Annotated in this window: 14 protein-coding genes; 6 read left to right on the top strand and 8 right to left on the bottom strand. The window is 71.5% G+C overall.

The window, feature by feature from the left end:
• Positions 1–16 precede the first annotated feature (16 nt).
• From ETD85_RS04970 to ETD85_RS04955, 4 genes are all read right to left on the bottom strand, one after another.
• Positions 17–1381, bottom strand: coding sequence for a protein kinase family protein (locus tag ETD85_RS04970; protein WP_138688394.1), 1365 nt, complete (start codon positions 1379–1381; stop codon positions 17–19).
• Positions 1382–1402: 21 nt separating this feature from the next.
• Positions 1403–3094, bottom strand: a complete 1692-nt coding sequence (locus tag ETD85_RS66675) for a serine/threonine-protein kinase (protein ID WP_138688393.1) — start codon at positions 3092–3094, stop codon at positions 1403–1405.
• Between the two features lie 107 nt (positions 3095–3201).
• Positions 3202–5610, bottom strand: a complete 2409-nt coding sequence (locus tag ETD85_RS04960) for a protein kinase domain-containing protein (protein ID WP_138688392.1) — start codon at positions 5608–5610, stop codon at positions 3202–3204.
• Positions 5611–5696: 86 nt separating this feature from the next.
• The gene (locus ETD85_RS04955) at positions 5697–6335 is read right to left on the bottom strand and encodes a pyridoxamine 5'-phosphate oxidase family protein (RefSeq protein ID WP_138688391.1); all 639 of its coding nucleotides are present in this window, start codon (positions 6333–6335) and stop codon (positions 5697–5699) included.
• A 71-nt stretch (positions 6336–6406) separates the two neighbouring features.
• Here ETD85_RS04955 and pdxR point away from each other — a divergent pair, with 71 nt between their 5' ends.
• Both pdxR and ETD85_RS04945 read left to right on the top strand, forming a co-directional pair.
• On the top strand, positions 6407–7822 hold the full coding sequence (pdxR, locus tag ETD85_RS04950) for a MocR-like pyridoxine biosynthesis transcription factor PdxR (protein WP_138688390.1): 1416 nt from the start codon (positions 6407–6409) through the stop codon (positions 7820–7822).
• Between the two features lie 45 nt (positions 7823–7867).
• Positions 7868–8587, top strand: coding sequence for a hypothetical protein (locus ETD85_RS04945; protein ID WP_138688389.1), 720 nt, complete (start codon positions 7868–7870; stop codon positions 8585–8587).
• Here ETD85_RS04945 and ETD85_RS04940 read toward each other — a convergent pair.
• Positions 8568–9689 carry a DegT/DnrJ/EryC1/StrS family aminotransferase gene (locus ETD85_RS04940; protein WP_206058076.1) on the bottom strand — a complete coding sequence of 374 codons (1122 nt, stop codon included), beginning with the start codon at positions 9687–9689 and terminating at the stop codon, positions 8568–8570. The genes ETD85_RS04945 and ETD85_RS04940 overlap by 20 nt on opposite strands.
• Positions 9686–10768 (bottom strand): GNAT family N-acetyltransferase, encoded by a 1083-nt coding sequence (locus ETD85_RS04935; protein WP_170246501.1) that lies wholly within the window; start codon positions 10766–10768, stop codon positions 9686–9688. Before ETD85_RS04935 ends, ETD85_RS04940 begins: the two co-directional genes overlap by 4 nt.
• Before the next feature lie 157 nt (positions 10769–10925).
• Between ETD85_RS04935 and ETD85_RS04930 the strand changes: the two genes are divergently transcribed.
• The 3 genes from ETD85_RS04930 (at position 10926) to ETD85_RS04920 (ending at position 14242) form a co-directional block, all read left to right on the top strand.
• Positions 10926–11951 carry a phosphotransferase family protein gene (locus ETD85_RS04930; RefSeq protein WP_138688388.1) on the top strand — a complete coding sequence of 342 codons (1026 nt, stop codon included), beginning with the start codon at positions 10926–10928 and terminating at the stop codon, positions 11949–11951.
• Between the two features lie 60 nt (positions 11952–12011).
• Entirely contained in the window at positions 12012–12764 is a 753-nt protein-coding gene (locus ETD85_RS04925) for an SDR family oxidoreductase (RefSeq protein ID WP_138688387.1), read from the top strand.
• A 167-nt stretch (positions 12765–12931) separates the two neighbouring features.
• A complete protein-coding gene (locus ETD85_RS04920) occupies positions 12932–14242 on the top strand; it encodes a GH39 family glycosyl hydrolase (protein WP_240778964.1) in 1311 nt (436 codons plus the stop codon).
• A 19-nt stretch (positions 14243–14261) separates the two neighbouring features.
• On the opposite strand, the gene ETD85_RS04915 is transcribed toward ETD85_RS04920, so the two are convergent.
• Together ETD85_RS04915 and ETD85_RS04910 are read right to left on the bottom strand one after the other, a co-directional pair.
• Positions 14262–15467 carry a DUF418 domain-containing protein gene (locus tag ETD85_RS04915; protein ID WP_138688385.1) on the bottom strand — a complete coding sequence of 402 codons (1206 nt, stop codon included), beginning with the start codon at positions 15465–15467 and terminating at the stop codon, positions 14262–14264.
• A 43-nt stretch (positions 15468–15510) separates the two neighbouring features.
• Entirely contained in the window at positions 15511–17892 is a 2382-nt protein-coding gene (locus tag ETD85_RS04910; protein ID WP_138688384.1) for a hypothetical protein, read from the bottom strand.
• 433 nt (positions 17893–18325) lie between these two features.
• On the opposite strand from ETD85_RS04910, the gene ETD85_RS04905 reads away from it, so the two are divergent.
• The gene (locus ETD85_RS04905; RefSeq protein WP_138688383.1) at positions 18326–18526 is read left to right on the top strand and encodes a hypothetical protein; all 201 of its coding nucleotides are present in this window, start codon (positions 18326–18328) and stop codon (positions 18524–18526) included.
• The last annotated feature ends 375 nt before the right edge of the window (positions 18527–18901 follow it).

Genomic DNA, 18901 nt, shown 5'->3' with positions numbered 1-18901 from the left:
CATTGCTGAGCAGGGATCAACACTTGTAAGTGAAGCTCGCCTTGTCCGTGCGCACCGGGCCCGGCGTCAGGATCCGCAGCGTGGCCGTGGCCTTGACGCTGCTCTTTCCCTGCAACGTCCACCGCAGCGGCACTGTGTACGACGTCTGATCCGAATTTGTGCGCAATGTTCCCTTGACGACTTGCTTATCGAGGTTCTTGCGCCATTCGTACGTCACCTCACCGGGCGCCCCATTGGTGACGACCGTGCCGGTGATCACGACCGCGCTGTCGCACCCCTGGGTCTTCTTCGGCGCCACCACGTTGATCGACTTGACCGCCAGGTCCGGCGTGTCGCCCAGCCTGAACCAGGCCAGGAGCGCCCCCGCCATGATGACCGCGAACAGGGCCGTGGCGAGGATCGTCCGCCGGCGCCGCGCCCGCGAGGCCTTGGCCAGGCGGCCGCCCGGTCGCTGCTCGGTGGTGACCTCGCCGCGTCCGGCCCGCCAGATCCGCTCGGCGGTCGTCTCCGGCCGCTGCTCCTGAGTGCCGATTCCGGGCCCGAACTGCAACGGCCCCGCCGACCTGCCGGGCACGTGCAGGAGCGTGACGATGTCGCCCTCGTCCCTCGGCGCGACGGACGGGACCGGCGCCTGCCCGTACGAGCGCGGCTGCGCGAACGCCGACCTGCCACGTGCCGCCCTGGCCAGCCCGTCCCTGCTGATCGTGCCGCCGGGCAGCGCGGCGCGCTCGCCGATCAGCGTGCTCCGCGCGGCGGCCAGGCCCAGGGTGCCGGCCGCGGACGCGGCGCGGTCGAACAGCGCGGCGGCCCGTGGCGCGCTCTGGCCGAAGGAGGCGGCCAGCCCGCGGGCCAGCGAGGCCCAGCCCGCCGCGTCCCGCTCGCGTCCGGAGACCCGGCCGCGGATGGCGTCGGACAGGCCGCGTTCCGACAGCAGCGCGGCCCCCTCCGCGGTGATCACCACGGTGCCCGGGTGCACGGAGCCGTGCGTGACACCTGCCTCGTGCAGCGCGGCCAGCGTCTGGGCGGTCTCCACGAGCGCCGCCGCCGCGCCGCTCGGGTCGATCGGCCCGGCGGCGAGCAGGTCGGCCAGGGTCGGGCTGACCGCCTGCGCGGTGAGCAGCCACACCTGCCGGCCCGCCGCGACCACGTCGGCCACCGGGATCAGCCCGGGCAGCCCGGCCAGCACGAGCCGCTGGTCGGTCATGACGGCCTGCACCACGCGGTCGCGCACACCGGGCAATCCGATGATCTTGGGATCGAACAGGAGCGCCCCCGCCCTGCGGCCATCGGGTGAGATGGCGTCGATCCAGTTGCCGAGCTCCGTGATCCAGGTGTGCTCAGTGAGCCGGAACCCGGCGATGTCGTTCTCGGGGTTGTTCATCGCCGTCGCCCCCCCGGCGCGTTAGCGCTTCCTCCTGTGGCGTCCTGCCATCCGGCGCCTCACCGCAAGTGTGACGGGAACAGTGCCCGACGTCACCAGCCCCAGGGCGATCAATGCGGACTGGGCTTTGCTCACGTCGTCCAGCCGGGGCTCCTGCGGCGTCGGCTCGTTCTCACGAGGGGTCCCGTCGTCGCTCGTCGGCCCGCCCTCTACCGGGCCGTCGTCCCGGGTGGGCGACGGCTGCGCCGACGTGGGCGTCGTGCTCGGCGTCCTGGTCGGAGGGGCGGAGGTCGTGGGAGCCGTCGTGGGCGTGATCGACGCGCTCGGGGCGGACGAGGTGGGCGGCGTGTTGCCGTCGGGGTCGCCGACCTTGCCGGACACCTCGGGGTCGGGCGACGGCGTCGGTGACTTGGTCGGCTTCCTGGTCTTGACCGGCGGCTTGGTCGGCTTCTTCGTCGGCGTCTTGCTCGCGGTCGGCGTCGGCGTCGCGGCGGGCGGGTTGCCCGTCGGCTGGGCGGGCGGCGGCGCGTCGCTCTGCGTGGCCGTCGGCGTCGGCTCGTCGGTGACCGGCTCCTCGGTGGCCGGCGTCGGCTCCTCGTCCGTCTCCACCGGCTCCGGCGTGGCCGGTACGCCCGTCGTCGGCGTGACCTGGCTGGTCTGCGCCTGGAGGACCGGCTCTTCCTTGGAGGCGTTCGCGATGATCACGGCCGCGGCCACCAGGACGCCCACGGCGGTCGCGCCGATGGCGACCTTGGCGGGCAGCTTGCTCAGGATGCGGGACGGGTCACGGAAGCGGGTCTCGGCGAGCGAGGTCTGCGTCTCGGCCGGCTCGTCGAGCGCGCTCGGGAAGAGCAGGACCAGCAGGCCGGCGAGGGCGACCAGGCGGCGGCGCCCGCGCTCCTCCCAGTCGGGGCCGTAGCCTTCGGCCGCCACGGCCTCCAGCTCGGTCAGGAACGCCTCCGCCGACGGCGGGCGCCCGGCCGGGTCCTTGGCCAGGCCGCGCTCGACCAGACCGCGTAACTGCGCGGGCACCTCGTCCACGGGCGGCGGCGAGCTCTGGTGCTGGCGGGCCAGCGCGGCGATGTTCGGGGCCCGGTAGGGCCGGGTGCCGGTCAGGCACTCGAAGAACACGACGGTGGCCGCGTACACGTCGGTCGCGGGCGCGGGAGAGCCGCCCGACCACTGCTCGGGCGCCATGTACGGCGGGGTGCCGGCGGCGCTCGCGTCCTCGCCCGCCCTGACCGCGATGCCGAAGTCCACGAGCTTGCTGGTGCCGTCGCCCTGGACCATGACGTTCTCGGGCTTGAAATCGCGGTGGACGACCCCGATCGCGTGCGCCGAGGCCAGGCCCTGGAGCGAGCCCTTGAGCACCGTCAGCGCCGCCTCAGGCCCTGTGGGGCCCTCGGATCTGAGGATCTCGCGCAGCGAGACCCCGCTGATCAGCTCCATGACGATCGCCGCGCCCTGGCCTGTCTCGACATAGTCGATCAACCGGGCGTGGTGCACGCTCTGGAGCGTGCCGAGCAACCGGGCCTCGTGCCGGAAGCGGGCGACAAATCCCACGTCGGCTCTCAGCTCGTCGCTGAGGTATTTGATGGCCACCTCGGCGCCGTCGTAATCACGCCTGGCCAACACCACGCGCCCGGCGGCTCCTGTGCCGAGCTCGCGGACCTCGGTGTAGCCAGGGACCCCCCACTGCCCATCACCGTACATAACGGTCTCCTCTGGAGTTGTCTGGGCCCCCACCCTCATCAGACGGTCCGTAGCTTAACCAGAGGGAACCGCTTTCCCGCTACTGATATGCCAAGGTGTCAGGATTGTCACTCAATGGTGCCAGGAGATTCCGGGCTTGGCGTTTCGTCAGGCTCGGGGTCCTTTGGCTGGTCCGTCGGCGGGTCCTTGGGTGGATCCGACGGCGGGTCCTTGGGCGGGCACGCCGCCGTGCTGCCGCTGCTGCTGTCGCTCCCGCCGGCCGCGGCCGGGACGGTGGAGGCGGTCACGGACCACTTCGTGCCGCAGGGCAGCTTGACGGGCAGGCTCACGGTCTCGGTGTAGGAGGTGTCGCCCGACAGGGTGATCGACCGGGTGCCGCCGCCCTCGCCGCCGACCGAGAACGAGACGTTGAGCCGTACCGGCTGGGTGTTGGACGTGGTCACCCGGACGGTGGCGCTGAGCCCGCCCCTGCTCGTGCCGGCCTCGACGATCGACACTTGCCGCACCTGCGGCGGGCAGGGCACGGAGGCCCGCGCGGTGGCGGTCCGGCCGCCCGCGCGCACCACCACCGACAGCGTCGCGCCGCAGGGGCGGGACCTGAAGGTGTGGGTGAGCGCGCGGGAGTAGGAGGTGCGGCCCGACAGGCTCGCGGTACGGGTGCCGACGGTGTCCCCGTTGACCGCGAACCGCGCCTCCACGGGGATCTCCGCGGTGCCGCTCGCCGTCACCCTGATCCGGGCGGTGGCCGTACGCCCGGGGGCGGCCGGCAGGCCGAGGCTGACGCGCAGCCCGGTCACGCTGGTCGGGCAGGCGGGCACGGACACCGAGGCCGTCCTGGCGCCGCCGGCCGCCGCCGGCGAGGTGGTGAGCGCCAGCGTGACCGTCTTCCCGCACGGGCGCTCGCCCATCGACCAGGTGAGCGTGCGGGTGTAGAACCTGGCGCCGGCCAGGCGTACGCGCTCGGTGTGCCCGCCGGTGCCGGGCGCGGACCAGTTCGCGGTGGCGAAGACCGGTGCGGTGCCGTCGGTGCGTACGGCGATCGTGGCGGTCGCGACCGTCCCCTCGCCGACCGTGATCCCGTTCACGGTCACCCCGAGCACCGAGGTGACCGGCGGCGGCGGATCCACCGTCGGGGTCTGCGTCGTCGGGGTGGGGGTGGTCGGCGTGGGAGTGGGCGTGGTCGGCGTCGGGGTCGGCGTGGGCGTCGGCGTCGGCGTCTTCGACCTGACCGGCGTCGGCGTGCTCTTCTTGACGGGCTTCCTGGTCGTCGGCGGCGTCTTCACCGGCTTGGTGACCGCCGGCGGCGGCGCGAGCGACCTGGTGGGCCTCTCCTCCGGCACGATCGCCTCGGGCGAATTCTGCGGTGAGGCCTCAGGCGTCTCCTCGGGTGTCTCCGAGGGCGTGCTCTCCGGCTCGGGCGTCGTCGGTAAGACCGCGGCCGGCTCCGTCGTGGACAGGGACGGCGGCACGGCCGCCGCCGCGCCGATCGGCTCGGTGGGCGGCGTCTGCCGGTTGGCCAGCACGACCACGACCGCGGCCGCCACCACCACGGCGGCCACGGCGCTGCCCATGGCCACGCGGGTGACGTTCGAGCGCACGCCGCGGAAGACCGTCCTGGCCAGCGAAGTGGTGACCTCGGGCGCGGGCGTCTGGGGCATCGGCAGCAGCAGCGCGAGCAGGGCCACGAGCGCGGCCAGCCGGCGCCTGCCGCGCTCCTCCCAGTCCTCCCCGTACGCCGCGGCGGCCACGGCCTCCAGCTCCGCCACGAACGCCTGGGCGGTCGGCGGGCGCTGCGCCGGGTCCTTGGCCAGCCCGCGCCGGACCAGCCCGCGCAGCGGCTCGGGCGCGTCGTGGAAGGGCACGGGCGCGTGCATGTGCTGGTAACCGAGGACGCTCGGCTCGGTCGAGCGGTAGGGCCGGTGCCCGGTCAGGCACTCGAAGAAGACGGCCGTGGCCGCGTACACGTCGGTCGCGGGCGAGGCGGGCTGCCGCTCCCACAGCTCCGGCGCCATGTACGGGGGCGTGCCCTCGGGGTGGGCGATCGTGCCCTGGCTCACCGCGATGCCGAAGTCGACGAGCTTGCTCACCCCGTCGTCCCTGACGAGCACGTTCTCGGGCTTGTAGTCCCGGTGGACGAGGCCGACCCCGTGCGCCCTGGCCAGGCCGAGCAGCGAGCCCTTCAGCACGACCAGGGCCGCCTCCGGCTCCGTCGCGCCGTGCTCACGCATCAGCGCACGCAGCGAGACGCCGTTGACCAGCTCCATCACGATGGCGGCGCCGCCAGGGTCCTGGATGTACTCCCACATCGTGGCGATGTTGGGATCGCGCAGCGTGGTCAGCAGCCGCGCCTCCGACTGGAACCTGGCCAGGGCGGAAGGATCGCGCCGCAGTTCCTCGGACAGGTACTTGATGGCGACCTTGACGCCGGTCTCATCATGTACGGCCAGCGCCACCCGTCCGCTGGCACCCGTCCCCAGTTGCTTGATCTCGGTATATCCGGGAGCGCTCCACTCCATTTGCCCTCTCCCATCAGGAGCCGGCCCACCTGATGAGACGTGCGATCAAGAAGATAGGTTTGCCAGGTGGTTCCGGATTCATGGAACTACTCCCGATGGAGGATGTGAACAGGCGCACCGATACCTTCTGGGAGCATCGGATCTGGCTCGGGTTCGCCCCACGCGGTGACCAGGGGCAGCACCCCGGCCCACACCGGCAGGTCGTAGTCCTCTTCCTCGTCCTTGGGCCCGCCGCGCCGGATCTTGACCGACGCCTCCTCCAGTGACAGCGCCAGCACGGCCGTGGCGGCCAGCTCCTTGCGTGACGGCCGCCGCACGTAGTCCCACTGGCCGGGCGCGAGCTGCTCCGACAGGGCCCGCAGCCCCTCCATGCGCTCGTCGGGATCGGTCACGAGCCTGGCCCGCCCGTAGACGACGGCGGAGCGGTAGTTGACGGAGTGGTGGAAGACCGAGCGGGCCAGCACGATCCCGTCCAGGTGCGTGACCGTGACGCAGACCTCGCCGCCGTCGCCCGTGCGCAGCGACGTCGCGCCGGTGGAGCCGTGCAGGTAGAGGGTCTCGCCGATGCGCCCGTAGCCGGTGGGCACGACCATGGGGTGGCCGTTCACGACCACGCCCAGATGGCAGACCAGGCCGGTGTCGAGCACCTCGTAGAGATCGTCGCGGTCGGTGCTGGCGCGCTGCTTCTCGCGGCCGAGCGTGGTGCGGGGTGTGGAGGAGAGCATGATTCGACGGTAATGACGAAGTGGACCTATTCTGTAGGGCCACTATCGAGCCCTTTCTAGAGACCACTTTTATGCGCACCCATGTTGACCTGCCGGTTTCCCTGTCACGGGAGTCGGAGACCCCGCTCACCGCCCAGCTCGCGGCCTGGCTGCGCCGCGCCATGCTGGCCGGCACGCTGGCCCCCGGCGAGCGGCTGCCGTCCACCCGGGCCCTGGCGGCCCAGCTCGCGGTGAGCAGGACCGTGGTCACGGAGGCCTACCAGCAGCTCTACGCGGAAGGGTGGCTGGACGGGCGGCACGGGTCCGGCACGTTCGTGGCCGACATGGAGCTGACCACGCCGCCCAGGGAGAGCCCGTACGTGCCCGCCCCGCCGCCGCCTCCCGTGAGCTGGATCGACCTGACCTCCGGCCGGCCGTGGGTGCGCGACTACGACCGGGCGGCGTGGAAGCGGGCCTGGCGCAAGGCCGCCGACCTGCCGCCAGGGGCCGAGCCCGACCCGTACGGGTTGCCGCACCTCAGGGAGCTGCTCGCCGACCACCTCAGGCGGGCCAGGGGCATGGCCGTCGGCCCGGAGAACATCCTGGTCACCAGGGGCACCGGCAACGGGCTCGACCTGTGCGCGCTGGCCCTGCTCGGCGCGGGCACCAGGGCCGGCGTCGAGGAGCCCGGCTACCACGTGGCCCGCACCGTGTTCGCGGCCAGGGGCGCCGAGGTCGTGCCGTGCCCGGTGGACGAGGACGGCGTGATCGTCGACGGGCTCCCGCGCGACCTGGGGGTTCTTTACACGACGCCCGCGCACCAATATCCGCTGGGCGGCCGGCTGCCGATCCCGCGCAGGGAGCGGCTGCTGGCCTGGGCCAGGAGCACGGGCGCGACGATCGTGGAGGACGACTACGACGGCGAGTTCCGCTACGACGTCGCGCCGCTGCCCGCCCTCTACGGCCTCGACCCCTCCCGGGTGGTGCTGCTCGGCACGCTGTCCAAGATCCTCGCGCCCGACGTGGGCGTCGGCTGGCTGGTCGGCGAGCCGGCGCTGGTCGACAGGATCGCCCGGCTGCGCAGCGCGGTCGCCGACCGCACCAGCGGCCCCGTCCAGCAGGCCGTGGCGACCCTGCTGGAGCGCGGCGACCTCGACCGGCACCTGCGCAGGATGCGGCTGGAATACGCGCGCCGCCGCGCCGCGGTCGTCGAGCTGCTCGGGCCCGTGTGCCGGCTGCGGGGCGACACGGCCGGGCTGCACGTCCTGGCGGAGCTCCCGGCGGACGCGGTGCCCACCGTGGTCGCGCGGGCCGGCGAGCGCGGCGTCCTGCTCGACTCCACCGAGCGCCACCACCACGCCCGCGGCCGTCTGCACGGCCTGGTGATCGGCTACGGCTCCGCCTCGCTCGCCGACGTCAGGCGCGGCTGCCGCATCCTGGCGGACCTGATCCCGGGTGCTCTGGGAAGAGCGGAGCTGATCCCGGGTGCTCAGGGAAGAACTGAGTAGCCGGACTCTCGCGCCCGGCCGCGCGGGCACCGCAGGCTGAGACGCATGAAATGGTGGCTCCTTCTCGCATGCCTGCTCGTCACGCTGCTGACCTCCTGGCTGATCCTCTACGCCGGCGTCCCCCTGTCCACGCTCCTGTCGCTGGGCGCCGGCGCGATCGCCCTGCTCTGGCTGATCGTCCTGCTGACCGTCCCCTGGAACCTGTGCTTCGCCGCCCGCCACGTCGTCCACGAGATCGAGGTGTCCAGGGAGGTCGGCATCGAGGTGACCCGGCGCCGCGAGGACGAGGCCAGGAGCATCGCCCGCCGCATGCTCGTGCTGGCGATCTCCGGCCATGTCGTCTCGGCCGCGGTGATCGCGGTCGTCACGTACTTCTCCGGGGCGCGGATCGGCTACTACTTCTCCGCGTTCTACCTGCTGGCGACCTGCTTCCGCCCGGTCGGGGCCTACACCGCGCACCTGCGCGACCGGGTCAGGACGCTGGGGGAGGAGATCCGCTACCCGCGCGTGGACGTGATCGCCCTGCGCGAGCAGGTGCTCGCGCTGGAGACCACGACGGAACGGCTCCGCAGGGACGTCGAGGAGGTCGCGGCCGGCCTGGCGGCGGCCACGGGGCGGCTGGAGTCGGCCGACCACGACCTCGGGCGCAGGATGACGCTCATGGCCCGCCGCTTCGACGAGACGGTGGACGGGCTGGGCGACAACCAGGAGGTCATCACGGGGCTGAAGGCGTTCCTGCGGCTGGTCAGGTCGGACCCTGCGTAGGGGGCTCCAGCCGGCGCAGCACCGGCAGGGAGCGGGCGGCGTGCACCGGGTCGACCGGCAGCACGTGCCGGGCCCACCAGCGCGCGGGCGCCGGATCGGGGGACGCCTCGGTGAAGGCGGGGGCGTAGTCGTCGTACGGCGGGTCGTACAGGTAGCCGGTCGCCACCCCGTGCCGCTCCAGCTCGGCGATGGCCGCGTCCCTGTCGCGCACCAGCAGCGGCACGCGGAACAGCGGCCGGGTGAGGTCGTCGCGGACGGCGGGGGCGACCGTGGGCAGCTCGGCCAGCCGCCGGACGCCCGCGAGCCGGCGGGCCCGGTCGGCGGGGACCTTGGCCAGGCGCCTGGAGTGGTACCAGCGGGCCACCGCGCCGCGGCGCGCGCGATAGTCGTGCAGGTCGGCGCGGACCCAGGGGTCGAACGGCGGCAGCGCGGGCACCTGCTTGAGCGCCAGCTCCAGCCCGTCGGGGTCGAGCGCGATCCGGTAGCCCTCGCGCTGCTCCTGGAGGCCGAGCGCGCGCATGAGGGCGAGCGCCGGGCGGACCAGGCCGAGCTTGAGCGCCGCCTGCCGGGCCATCGAGGTGGCCACGCCGAGCAGGTCGGACCGCAGCGAGCCGGGGGCCAGCAGGGCGTCGCGGGCGTGTTCGAGCGCGCGCAGGTCCGACTCGTCCGCCACGGCCAGCACGCCGCCCGAGCCCGCTCCCGGGTGCTTGGAGAGGCTGAAGACCCCCGCCTGGCCGAACGTGCCCAGCGGCCGGCCTCCGACGCTGGTCTCCATGGCGTGGGCCACGTCCTCGATCAGGATCTTCCCGGTGAAGGCGCCCACCTGGTCGGGGAGTCCGTACAGGTTGGTCGTCAGGACGGCGTCCACCGTGCCGAGATCGGCCCGGGAGGCGTCGATGTTGCCGTCACGGGGGGAGAGCGGCGCGATGACCGGGCGCAGGCCGGCCGCGAGCACCAGGAAGAGGATCTCGTCCGCCGAGATGGGCGACATGAGGATCCGCTGGCCCGGGACGCACCAGTGGCGTAATGCCAGGTACAGGCCGAGGCGGTTGGACGGGAGCGACAGACAGTGACGGCCTGTGCGCTGTGCGATGAGCTTCACCCTTGTAGGACAGTACGGAGCCGCCCATAGGTTTTCAATGCCTTGTCAGCGGTTTTCAGCAGGAAGGGATTGGCCATCACGGTCGCGCGCGTCTTGCGCACCGGCACCCGCATCATCCAGTGGACTCCCGCCGCCGGCCCCACCCTGGCCACGCGGCCCTCGGCCACCTCGAGCTCGCCGTTCTTGAGCTTGTCCTTGTACTCCTTCTGGCCCCGGCCCATGTCGATCACCTGGATCCCGGATTCGGCGGCCCGCTCGGCCATCGCGAGGTGGTGGATCAGCCCGGGGGAGTATTTCGCGAACCGGGTGTCGTAGGCGGGGAACCAGCCGGCCAGCGTCGTGCGCGTGCGCAGCCCGAAGTGCCCGGCCACCGGCTCGTCGTCCACGTAGATCATGTCGAGCACGCCGGCGAAGCTCTCCGACTGGGTGGCCAGCAGCCGCTCGACCAGCTCCACGATCCACTGGTGCGAGAACCTGTCGGTGCGTCCCGTGCGGCGGTACTGGTCGGTCTTCCAGCCGAGCAGCGTGCGCAACGGCGCCAGGTCGGTGGTGGCGTAGTCGTGGCGCAGCGTCCCCGCCTCGCGCTGGAGCTTGCGCCCCTTGGCCAGGGTGGACTTGTACGTCTTGCCGGAGTGCTCCCTGAGGGAGGCGGTGTAGCGGCCGTAGCCGTCGCGCAGATCGATGATCGGCGAGGGATGCCGCTCGTGCCGCTCGTCCAGCAGCGGCTGGCCCGACACGAGGTGGTCGAACTCGTAGACCGACAGCCCGCAGCTCTTGAGCAGCTTGGCGGGATCGACGTCGAGGTCCTTGGCGTGGATCAGGCCCTGCGCGTCGGTGAGGCCCGCGGCGACCGGCTTGCCGATGCCCATCGGATGCCGTTCGAAGGGGAAGAAGCCGGCGATGTCCTGGCCGTCGTAGAGCACGGCCACCCGGACGAGGTCGCGCAACTCGCCAACCGTGATCGTGAACTCGGGGGACAGGAAAGGATTGTCGAAGGCGGCGTCCGACTCCTGCAGAGCCCGCCATCGGCTCAGTTCGTCTGGTCCCAGCTCGCGAGGGTGGGCAAGGGTGACGTGCATGGGCTCCTACTGTCGGGAAACACCACTGTTCAGCATCTGAGCAGTCGTGTGTACTGCCAGGGTAAAGGATCTCGTCTGATGCTTATCTACGCAGGTCCGGAACGTTACAGAACTGCCAGCTGGCTTTCAGGACCGAGTGACGTTCTAATGTGTGTCCATGACCGTACCTGGCATTGACCACCCCCGCCTGGTCGCGTGGATGGGCCGGAACGTGCCCGACGCCGGCGAGCCGCTGTCCGTGTCATTGATCTCGGGTGGCCGGTCGAACCTGACCTATCTGATCGAGGCGCGCGAACGCCGCCTGGTGCTGCGCCGCCCCCCGCTCGGTCACGTGCTGCCCACCGCCCACGACATGAGGCGCGAGTGGCGGGTCATCTCCGCCCTGGCGCCGACGCCGGTGCCGGTGCCCGAGCCCGTCGCGTTCTGCGCCGACGAGGACGTGATCGGGGCGCCGTTCTATCTCATGGGGTACGTGGCGGGCGCCGCCGTGCGCACCCGCGCCGAGCTGGGGGAGCCGGCGGCGGAGCGGACGCGGCGGCTGTCGGAGCGGCTGGCCGAGGTGCTGGCCGCCATCCACGCCGTGGACTACCGCGAGGTGGGGCTGGGGGACTTCGGGCGGCCCGAGGGGTACCTGGCCAGGCAGCTCGACCGGTGGGGCCAGCAGTGGGAGCGGTCGAAGACGGCCGACCTGCCCGACTACTACCGGCTGGTGGAGCGGCTGCGCGAGCGGCTGCCCGCCGAGTCGGCCAGCACGCTGGTGCACGGCGACTACCGGCTCGACAACACCCTGGTCACGCTCGGGGACCTGGAGATCCAGGCGGTCGTGGACTGGGAGATGTCTACGCTCGGGGATCCGCTGGCGGACCTGGGCCTGACGCTGACGTACTGGCACGACCGGGGGGACGAGGAGCGGGCCGGGATCCCGGTGGCGGGGGACGTGACGGTCGCGCCCGGGTTCATGAACGCCGCCGAGTTCGCCGGGCACTACACCAAGGTGTCGGGCCGCGAAATTTCGGATCTCGGGTTCTACGTCGCCTTCGGCAACTTCAAACTCGCGGTCATCGTGGAGGGTATTCATGCTCGCTTCCGGCAAGGTAAGACCGTTGGGGAGGGATTCGACCGCATCGGCTCCGCCGTGCCCACGCTGATCTCCCGCGCGCATCGCATGCTCGATCAGCCCTGACCGTACGTACCGAGCCCGCCTCGCAGGAAGCCGCCCTTAACCCCCCCCGCAAGGAGCGTCATGAGCACAGTTGCACTGATCACCGGAGCGGCGAGCGGCATCGGCGCCGCCGTGGCGCGGCGCCTGTCGTCACGGGGCGTCAGGTGCGTCCTCGTCGACCTTGACGGCGAAGGCGTCGAGCGGCTCGCCAAGGAGGTGGACGGCGCGTGGCTGGCCGCCGACGTCTCCAGCGAGGAGGCCTCGCAGGAGGCGGTCGCGCTGGCCGAGAGCCGTTATGGGCGGCTTGACCTGGTCCACCTCAACGCCGGGATCACCGGGCGGGTGGACTTCGCCGAGTTCGACCTGGCGCGCTATCGCAAGGTGGTCGGGGTGAACGTGGACGGCGTCGTCTTCGGCGTCCAGGCCAGCGTCCCGCTGCTCGCGCGCTCCGGCGGCGGCGCCATCGTGGCCACCGCGTCGCTGGCCGGGCTCGTCGCGTTCGCCGGCGACCCGATCTACACCATGACCAAGCACGCGGTCGTCGGCCTGGTCAGGGCGCTGGCCGAGCCGCTCGCCGCCCAGAACATCCGCATCAGCGCGGTCTGCCCGGGCTTCACCGATACGCCGCTGGTGGCGGAGGCGCGGGAGATGTTCGTCAACGCCGGATTCCCGCTGCTCGCGGCCGGGGACGTGGCCGCCGCCGTCGAATCCGCCTTCTATGCGGACACTCCAGGCACCCTGCTGATCGTGCAACCTGGCAGGCAGCCGGTGCCCTACCGTTATTCCGGGGTGCCCGGCCCCGCCGGGGGCCAGCGGCCGCCAGGTGCAGATTAACCGCAAGTCGCTTGCAAGTGGGACGATTAGCGTGTTGAGGGCTGGGCTATGCCCAGCCCTTCATTCGTTCGGGAGACGAGGAGCGTCCAGTGATTCCGTCCGATGGCCGACACGCGCGCCGGCGATCACCATGGCCGATCGCACTGGGAGCAGGGATTCTCGCGGTCGTGCTCGTGGCCGGCATCATGGTCTACGCCGCTCTCCGAACGAAGTCGCGCAGTGAGTTCAAGGGCGCCGACGTGGCCACGGTGGTGCCCACCGAGCCCGCCCCCAAGCTGGAGGACCCGCCCGCGCTGGCGAACTGGCCGCGCTGGGGCATCACCCACACGCAGTACAGCGCGGACAACGAGCCGCAGGACGTGGTCGAGCAGGCCAGGGGCGTCCTCGGCCGGGTGCCGATGCTGCAGAACCAGCACATCATGGGCTGGGGCGTGGGCAACCCCGAGCCGAGCCCCGGCCAGTACAACTTCCGTGACCTGGACCGGCGGCTGCAGTTCATGGCGTCATCGCGGGCGGTGCCGGTCATCACGCTGTGCTGCGCGCCCGACTGGATGAAGGGCGGGCAGGCCGGTCGGACGGACTGGAGCAAGAACCACACGGTCGCGCCGAAGCGGGAGCACTTCGACGACTACGCGAAGCTGGCGAGCCGGGTGGCCAGGCAGTATCCGACGGTCAAGCACTACCTGGTGTGGAACGAGTTCAAGGGCTTCTGGGACCCGTCCACCAACCGGTGGGACGCCGAGGCGTACACGGAGATGTACAACAAGGTCTACACGGCCTTGAAGAAGGTCAACAAGGACATCAAGGTCGGAGGCCCGTACATCCCGATCGAGAGCAACGCGCGCGGCGGGCCGTCGGAGCTCAGCGGCCCGTGGGGCACGGTCGACCAGCGGGCGCTGGACGCGATCCAGTACTGGATCGAGCACAAGAAGGGCGCCGACTTCATCGTGGTGGACGGTGCGTCCATGACGAACGACAAGGGCAACGTGCCCAGCGACTTCGCCGCCCAGGCGAAGTTCGGCGCGATCACGACGTGGCTGCGGCAGAAGAGCGACGACCTGCCGGTGTGGTGGGCCGAGTGGTACGTCGAGCCGGAGAACTCGGACTGGACCGAGGAGAAGCGGACGGCCGTGCAGGCGGCGGCGCTGATGGAGTTCGCCAAGAGCGGCGTGACGACGGCTCTCTACTGGAACCCCCAGCAGAAGGACGCGGGGGAGTGCGGCGGCTGCCTGTGGTCCCCGAAGGTGGGCGGTGAGCAGCCGATGGCCGGCCTGCTGAGCGGCTTCACGAAGTGGTTCCCCGCCGGGGTGCGGGCGCAGGCGGCCAAGTCGTCGGACCCGAAGGTCCTGGCGCTGGCCCAGGAGCGCCAGGTCGTCATGGTGAACACCTCGGACGCGGCCGTGACGGCGACGGTGGACGGCAAGCAGGTGACGCTGGCCCCGTACGAGATCAAGTGGTCGGGGCGCGGCACCGCCTGACGCCGCTCCTGCGCCCGCCTCAGCGCGACGGCTGTCCCGGCCTGCGCCAGTACGTGAGGAAGCGCAGGAGCCACTCCACGGGCCCGTAGCGGTGCCTCTTGAGCCACCGGTGGCTGTAGAGGACCTGGGCGACGAAGATGCCGGCTCCGATCGCCACCTCCAGCGGCGGGCTCACCCGGTCGATGAGCGCCATCCCGTACCCGGTGAAGATCAGGGAGCAGATCAGCGACTGCGCCAGGTAGTTCGACAGCGCCATCCGGCCCGGCGCGGCCAGCGCGCGGGCGATGCGCGGCATGTACGGCAGCACCCGCAGGAACGTGGCCGCGTACGCCGCCGCCAGCAGCGGAGCGGTCACCAGGTCCACCGCCTCGCCCCAGAACTTGTGCACCGTCCCGTGCCAGGCCGACAGCGTGTAGAAGAACGCGCCGGCCAGCCCGACCGTGAACCCCGTCCACTGCAGCCTGCGCAGCGTGCCCGTGTGGGCCGACAGGTCACGCAGGGCGCCGAGCTTGCCGACCGCCATCCCGATCAGGCAGGCGGCCAGGACCGCGGGCCCCTGGAAGAACACGCGCGTCACGATGATCAGCGACAGCTTCCTGACGTGCTCGCCGACGATCTGCCAGAAGACCCCGCCCAGCGCCGTGTCGGACCTGGCGGCCTCCGCGGCCCCGTCCGTCACCGTGCCCGTCGTGTCCAGTCCGGCCATCGCCAGCAGCGCCAGCAGCACGAACCCGAGCGCCAGCAGCAGGGTCAGCAGGACGGCCAGCACCACCGCCGTCCTGGGCCCGATCCTGCGCAGGATCAGCAGCGCCAGCCCCACCGCCGCGTACGTCGTCAGGATGTCCCCGGGGAACAGCAGGACGGCGTGCGCCAGCCCGAGCAGGAAAAGCCCCGCCAGCCGCCGCAGGAACATCGGCACGAACGGCCGCCCCTGACGCTTGGCCGAGTCGACCTGGAGCGTGAAGCTGTAGCCGAACAGGAAGGAGAACAGCAGGTAGAACTTGTTCTCCATGAACAGCGTCACGAGCCAGCGCACGACCCAGTCGAGTGAGGAGTCGAACGCCGGCTCGGCCAGCCCGGCCATCCGGTAACCGGAGGCCAGGAAGGCGATGTTCACGACGAGGATGCCGAGCAGCGAGAAGCCGCGTAACGCATCGACGGATGCGATCCGCGCGGCCGCGAGTCGAGTGCTCGGCGTGACGGGAAGTGTCTCCTGTGTCCTCATCGGAGAGCATCATCCCGTACTTCCTGTGGGTTTCCTGTGAATTTTAGTTATTTTGTGCGATGTAAATGAATCGTTCGATGATCACCGCGAGTGCCACCACGAATGCCGGGACGGCCAGGAACAACAGGCGCTTGCGGGTCTTCCGCGCCCGGTTCGGGCCGTTCAGCCGGATGATCTCGTAGCCGAAGAGCGCGACCCATGTCACACCCAGCGCCCCGATGCCCACCGGCGTCCAGGGCGAGGTGGGGTCGCCGCGTCCCTTGTACGGGTTCGGCTCGGGGATCTCGGTGCCCCTGACGAAGGACTTCCGGGTGTAGAGCGCCGCGTCGTCGTTGGAGAACACCCGCTTCAGATCGGGTGAGGCGTCCAGCGCGGCGCGGAACTTCGGCCCCCAGTCCTCCGCGTACCCCTCGTTGAGCTGCAGGTAGCTGATCTGGCCGCGGCTCACCATCAGGTACGAGTTACGCGGCTGCTCCTTCAGCATCTTGATCGCGTCGTCGACCTTCGTCGGGTCCTTGTGCACCAGGGCCTGCACGCCGAAGTTGACCAGCTCGACGTCCCGCTCGCCCCAGGGCATGGTCGGCGTGACCTCCGGCCCCACCTTGGGCACCAGATAGAGCACCTTGGCGCTGGGCTTGTCGTGCTCGTAGATGTAGTGCATGGCGGCCACCTCGCCCGTGGTGACCCGCTCGAACTTCTCGTTGCCGTACCTGGCCAGCAGGAAGGCGAACGCGAACAGCACCGCGAAGCACGCGGCGAGCACGACCGAGAGCTTCTTGGTCAGCTCAGGGTTGAAGCGCACGTTCCGCTTGCGCAGCGGCACGGTCTCCTCGCGCACGTCCGCGCTGTCGGCCGGCAGGTTCGGGAAGAACGCGTACGCGGCCAGCAGGCAGGAGCCGGGCAGCGCGAACATGTAGATCCGCAGCCCGATCTCGCCGCCGTAGCTCTGCAACCCCAGCGCCAGCACCGGCACGCAGAGCAGGATCAGCGCCGAGCGGTCGAACACCCCGCGCCGCAGCCGCCGGAACAGGCCGGTGGCCGCCAGGCTGAGGATCACCACGAGGATGCCGAGGCGCGCCTGCAGCACCATCGCGTGCGCGGGGTCGCTGCCCTCGATCCGGTCGCCGGTGCTGCCGCCGATGTTCGCGAAGATGTTGCCCAGGCCGCCGAAGATCGCGTCGATCTGGCTGGACCAGAAGCCGACGGTCAGATAGCTGATCCAGGCCAGCACCACCAGGCCCAGGAAGAACGGCAGCGCCCAGGTCAGCGTGGTCCGCTTGAAGATCAGGAACGCCGTGACGACGCCGAGCATCATGAACGGCGTGATCTGGTGCGAGGCCACCGCCGCGAAGAACAGCGCCAGCAGCATCATCAGCATGAGCAGCTTGTCGGCCCTGAACGTCCCGGTGTTGGCCAGCTCGCCCGGCGTCATCGCGTCCAGCCGCCCGAGCAGCTTGCGCAGGCCCTTGGGCGGGACCGGCTTCGTGCGTGGCTCGACCCGGCCGAACCAGCGCAACAGGATCGCCACGAACGCCAGATAGAGGGCGAACGTGAAGCCCTGTGGCGAGAAGTAGTCCTGCCCGATCCACTGCACCAGCACGAACAGCAGCGCCGCGAACCACCGGGCCCGCGTCGTCGCCACCACCTGGCGCAGGATCAGCACGAACGGGAGCAGGTAGAGCAGGTTCGACAGGAGCGGCGTCCACTGCAGGATCGTCGTCATGTCGCTGATGCCGGCCGCCTTCGTCACGAAGGCGAACAACGCGAAGAAGCCCGGCCAGCCCATGCGGGCGTCGATGCTGATGGCAGTCTCGCCGGTCCTGCCGATGAACTCGACGAAGCCGGCGTGGATGTAGGCGGTGGGGAAGCGCGGCTCGCTCGCCACGAGCGCGCCCGCGCCGTGCAGGGCGAACGTGATCGCGGCGATCTGGAACAGCAGCAGGAACTTGCGGTCGGTGCTCTGGGCGACCGTGACGAAGAACGACACGATCATGATCAGGATGGCCACGAACGCGGTGGTCGGGAGGGCCGAGATCAGGCCGAGGCCGTCGATGTCGGCCGGGTTCACGCCTCGCAGCGGCCCGGGGGCCACCTTGATGGCGAGGATGTACATGAGCAGGCCCTCAAGGACCAGCAGCACGGGCAGCCACTTGGGCGCGCTCGCGATGAGCGCCCCGACCCGGCCACCGGCGCCGGGCCGTGGCTTGGCCGGCGCCTGCTGCAGCGCTTGCTGCTGGGCCTGATGCTGGGTCTGTTGCTGGGTCTGTTGCTGGGTCTGTTGCTGGGTCTGCTGTTGGGTCTGTTGCGGGGCCTGCTGGGCAGCCTGCTGCGGGGCACCGGAGAACCCCTGCTGGGGAGAACCGGCCGGCGCGTGCTGCGGCCCAGCGGGCGGAGCCGGCGGCCCCTGCTGCAACGCCTGCTGCACGGACGCACCGGCCGCCTTTTGCGCGGACGCACCGGCCTGCTGCTGCGCCGACGCAGCGGCGGCCTGCTGCGCAGATGCGCCGGGCGCCTGCTGTGCGGATGCGGTGGTGGCTTGCTGCGCGGATGCGGTGGGGGCCTGCTGCGGTGTGCGGGCGGAGGCGCCGGATGCCTGTGCGGCCCCGCTCTGCCCCGCCGCCCCGCCGGGCCGCCCCTGCGCTCCGGGTCTCTGCGCGCCGGCTTCCTGCGGTCCGGCTTCCTGCGGTCCGGCGCCCTTGGCCGGACCGGCAGCCGCCGCTCCCGCGGAGGGCCCTGCGGCGGGCTTCGTCGCTGCTGGAGGTCCACCGGCGGGCTTCGTTCCCGCCGTCGATGCTCCAGCGGGCTTCGCTCCGGAGGACGACCCACCGGCGGGCTTCGTTCCGGCTGAGGATCCGTCGGTGGGCTTGGTCCCGGTGGCGGGCGTGCCCGCGGCTGGGGAGGTGGCGGGCAGCGTCCCGGCCGCCGACGCGTCGGCGAACGCGTCCCTGCCGGTCGGCCCCTTGACGGGCCGAGACGGCGCCGTCCTGGGCGCGACGGGGGTCGGCTTCGTACCCGCGGCCTCGGACGACGCGGCCCGCTGCGGCCCGCTGTCCGGCTGACGCCCACCGGCACCTTGCGCGCCCTCGGCGGCCTTGCCGTCACCAGAAGGCCGCGTGCCGCCGCCGGACTTGGCGTCGCCGCTCTTCCGGCCGGCTTCGGCGGGCGAGCCCGCCCGCGAAGCCGGCGAAGGCGTATCCGCGCCCTTTTTCCCCCCGGCGGCGGGCATGGTCACGGTCCCGGCGGCGGACGCGTCCGCCGCCTCGTCTACCGTGGGCGGATGCCCGATGTGTACGGAGCTGGGCAGCCGGAACGCCGTGGTCATGTCAGCGTTCGGCTCGTCATCCTGGTCAGAAGCCTGACCGGCCTCCTTCTCGGAGGACCCGGCCGAGGCGGCATCCTTGGAAGCCGCAGGAAGGGTCGCCGAGTCCTCAGAC

The organism is Nonomuraea zeae, from assembly GCF_005889725.1.
In the GTDB taxonomy this organism is placed as follows: domain Bacteria; phylum Actinomycetota; class Actinomycetes; order Streptosporangiales; family Streptosporangiaceae; genus Nonomuraea; species Nonomuraea zeae.
The sequence above is the reverse complement of the archived record's forward strand: the minus strand, read 5'-3'. Positions and strand labels throughout refer to the sequence as shown.

Coding starts and splice junctions, on each gene's coding strand:
- ETD85_RS04970 (WP_138688394.1), bottom strand. CDS start 1,381: ATGAACAACCCCGAGAACGACATCGCCGGGTTCCGGCTCACTGAGCAC.
- ETD85_RS66675 (WP_138688393.1), bottom strand. CDS start 3,094: ATGTACGGTGATGGGCAGTGGGGGGTCCCTGGCTACACCGAGGTCCGC.
- ETD85_RS04960 (WP_138688392.1), bottom strand. CDS start 5,610: ATGGAGTGGAGCGCTCCCGGATATACCGAGATCAAGCAACTGGGGACG.
- ETD85_RS04955 (WP_138688391.1), bottom strand. CDS start 6,335: ATGCTCTCCTCCACACCCCGCACCACGCTCGGCCGCGAGAAGCAGCGC.
- pdxR (WP_138688390.1), top strand. CDS start 6,407: ATGCGCACCCATGTTGACCTGCCGGTTTCCCTGTCACGGGAGTCGGAG.
- ETD85_RS04945 (WP_138688389.1), top strand. CDS start 7,868: ATGAAATGGTGGCTCCTTCTCGCATGCCTGCTCGTCACGCTGCTGACC.
- ETD85_RS04935 (WP_170246501.1), bottom strand. CDS start 10,768: ATGCACGTCACCCTTGCCCACCCTCGCGAGCTGGGACCAGACGAACTG.
- ETD85_RS04930 (WP_138688388.1), top strand. CDS start 10,926: ATGACCGTACCTGGCATTGACCACCCCCGCCTGGTCGCGTGGATGGGC.
- ETD85_RS04925 (WP_138688387.1), top strand. CDS start 12,012: ATGAGCACAGTTGCACTGATCACCGGAGCGGCGAGCGGCATCGGCGCC.
- ETD85_RS04915 (WP_138688385.1), bottom strand. CDS start 15,467: ATGAGGACACAGGAGACACTTCCCGTCACGCCGAGCACTCGACTCGCG.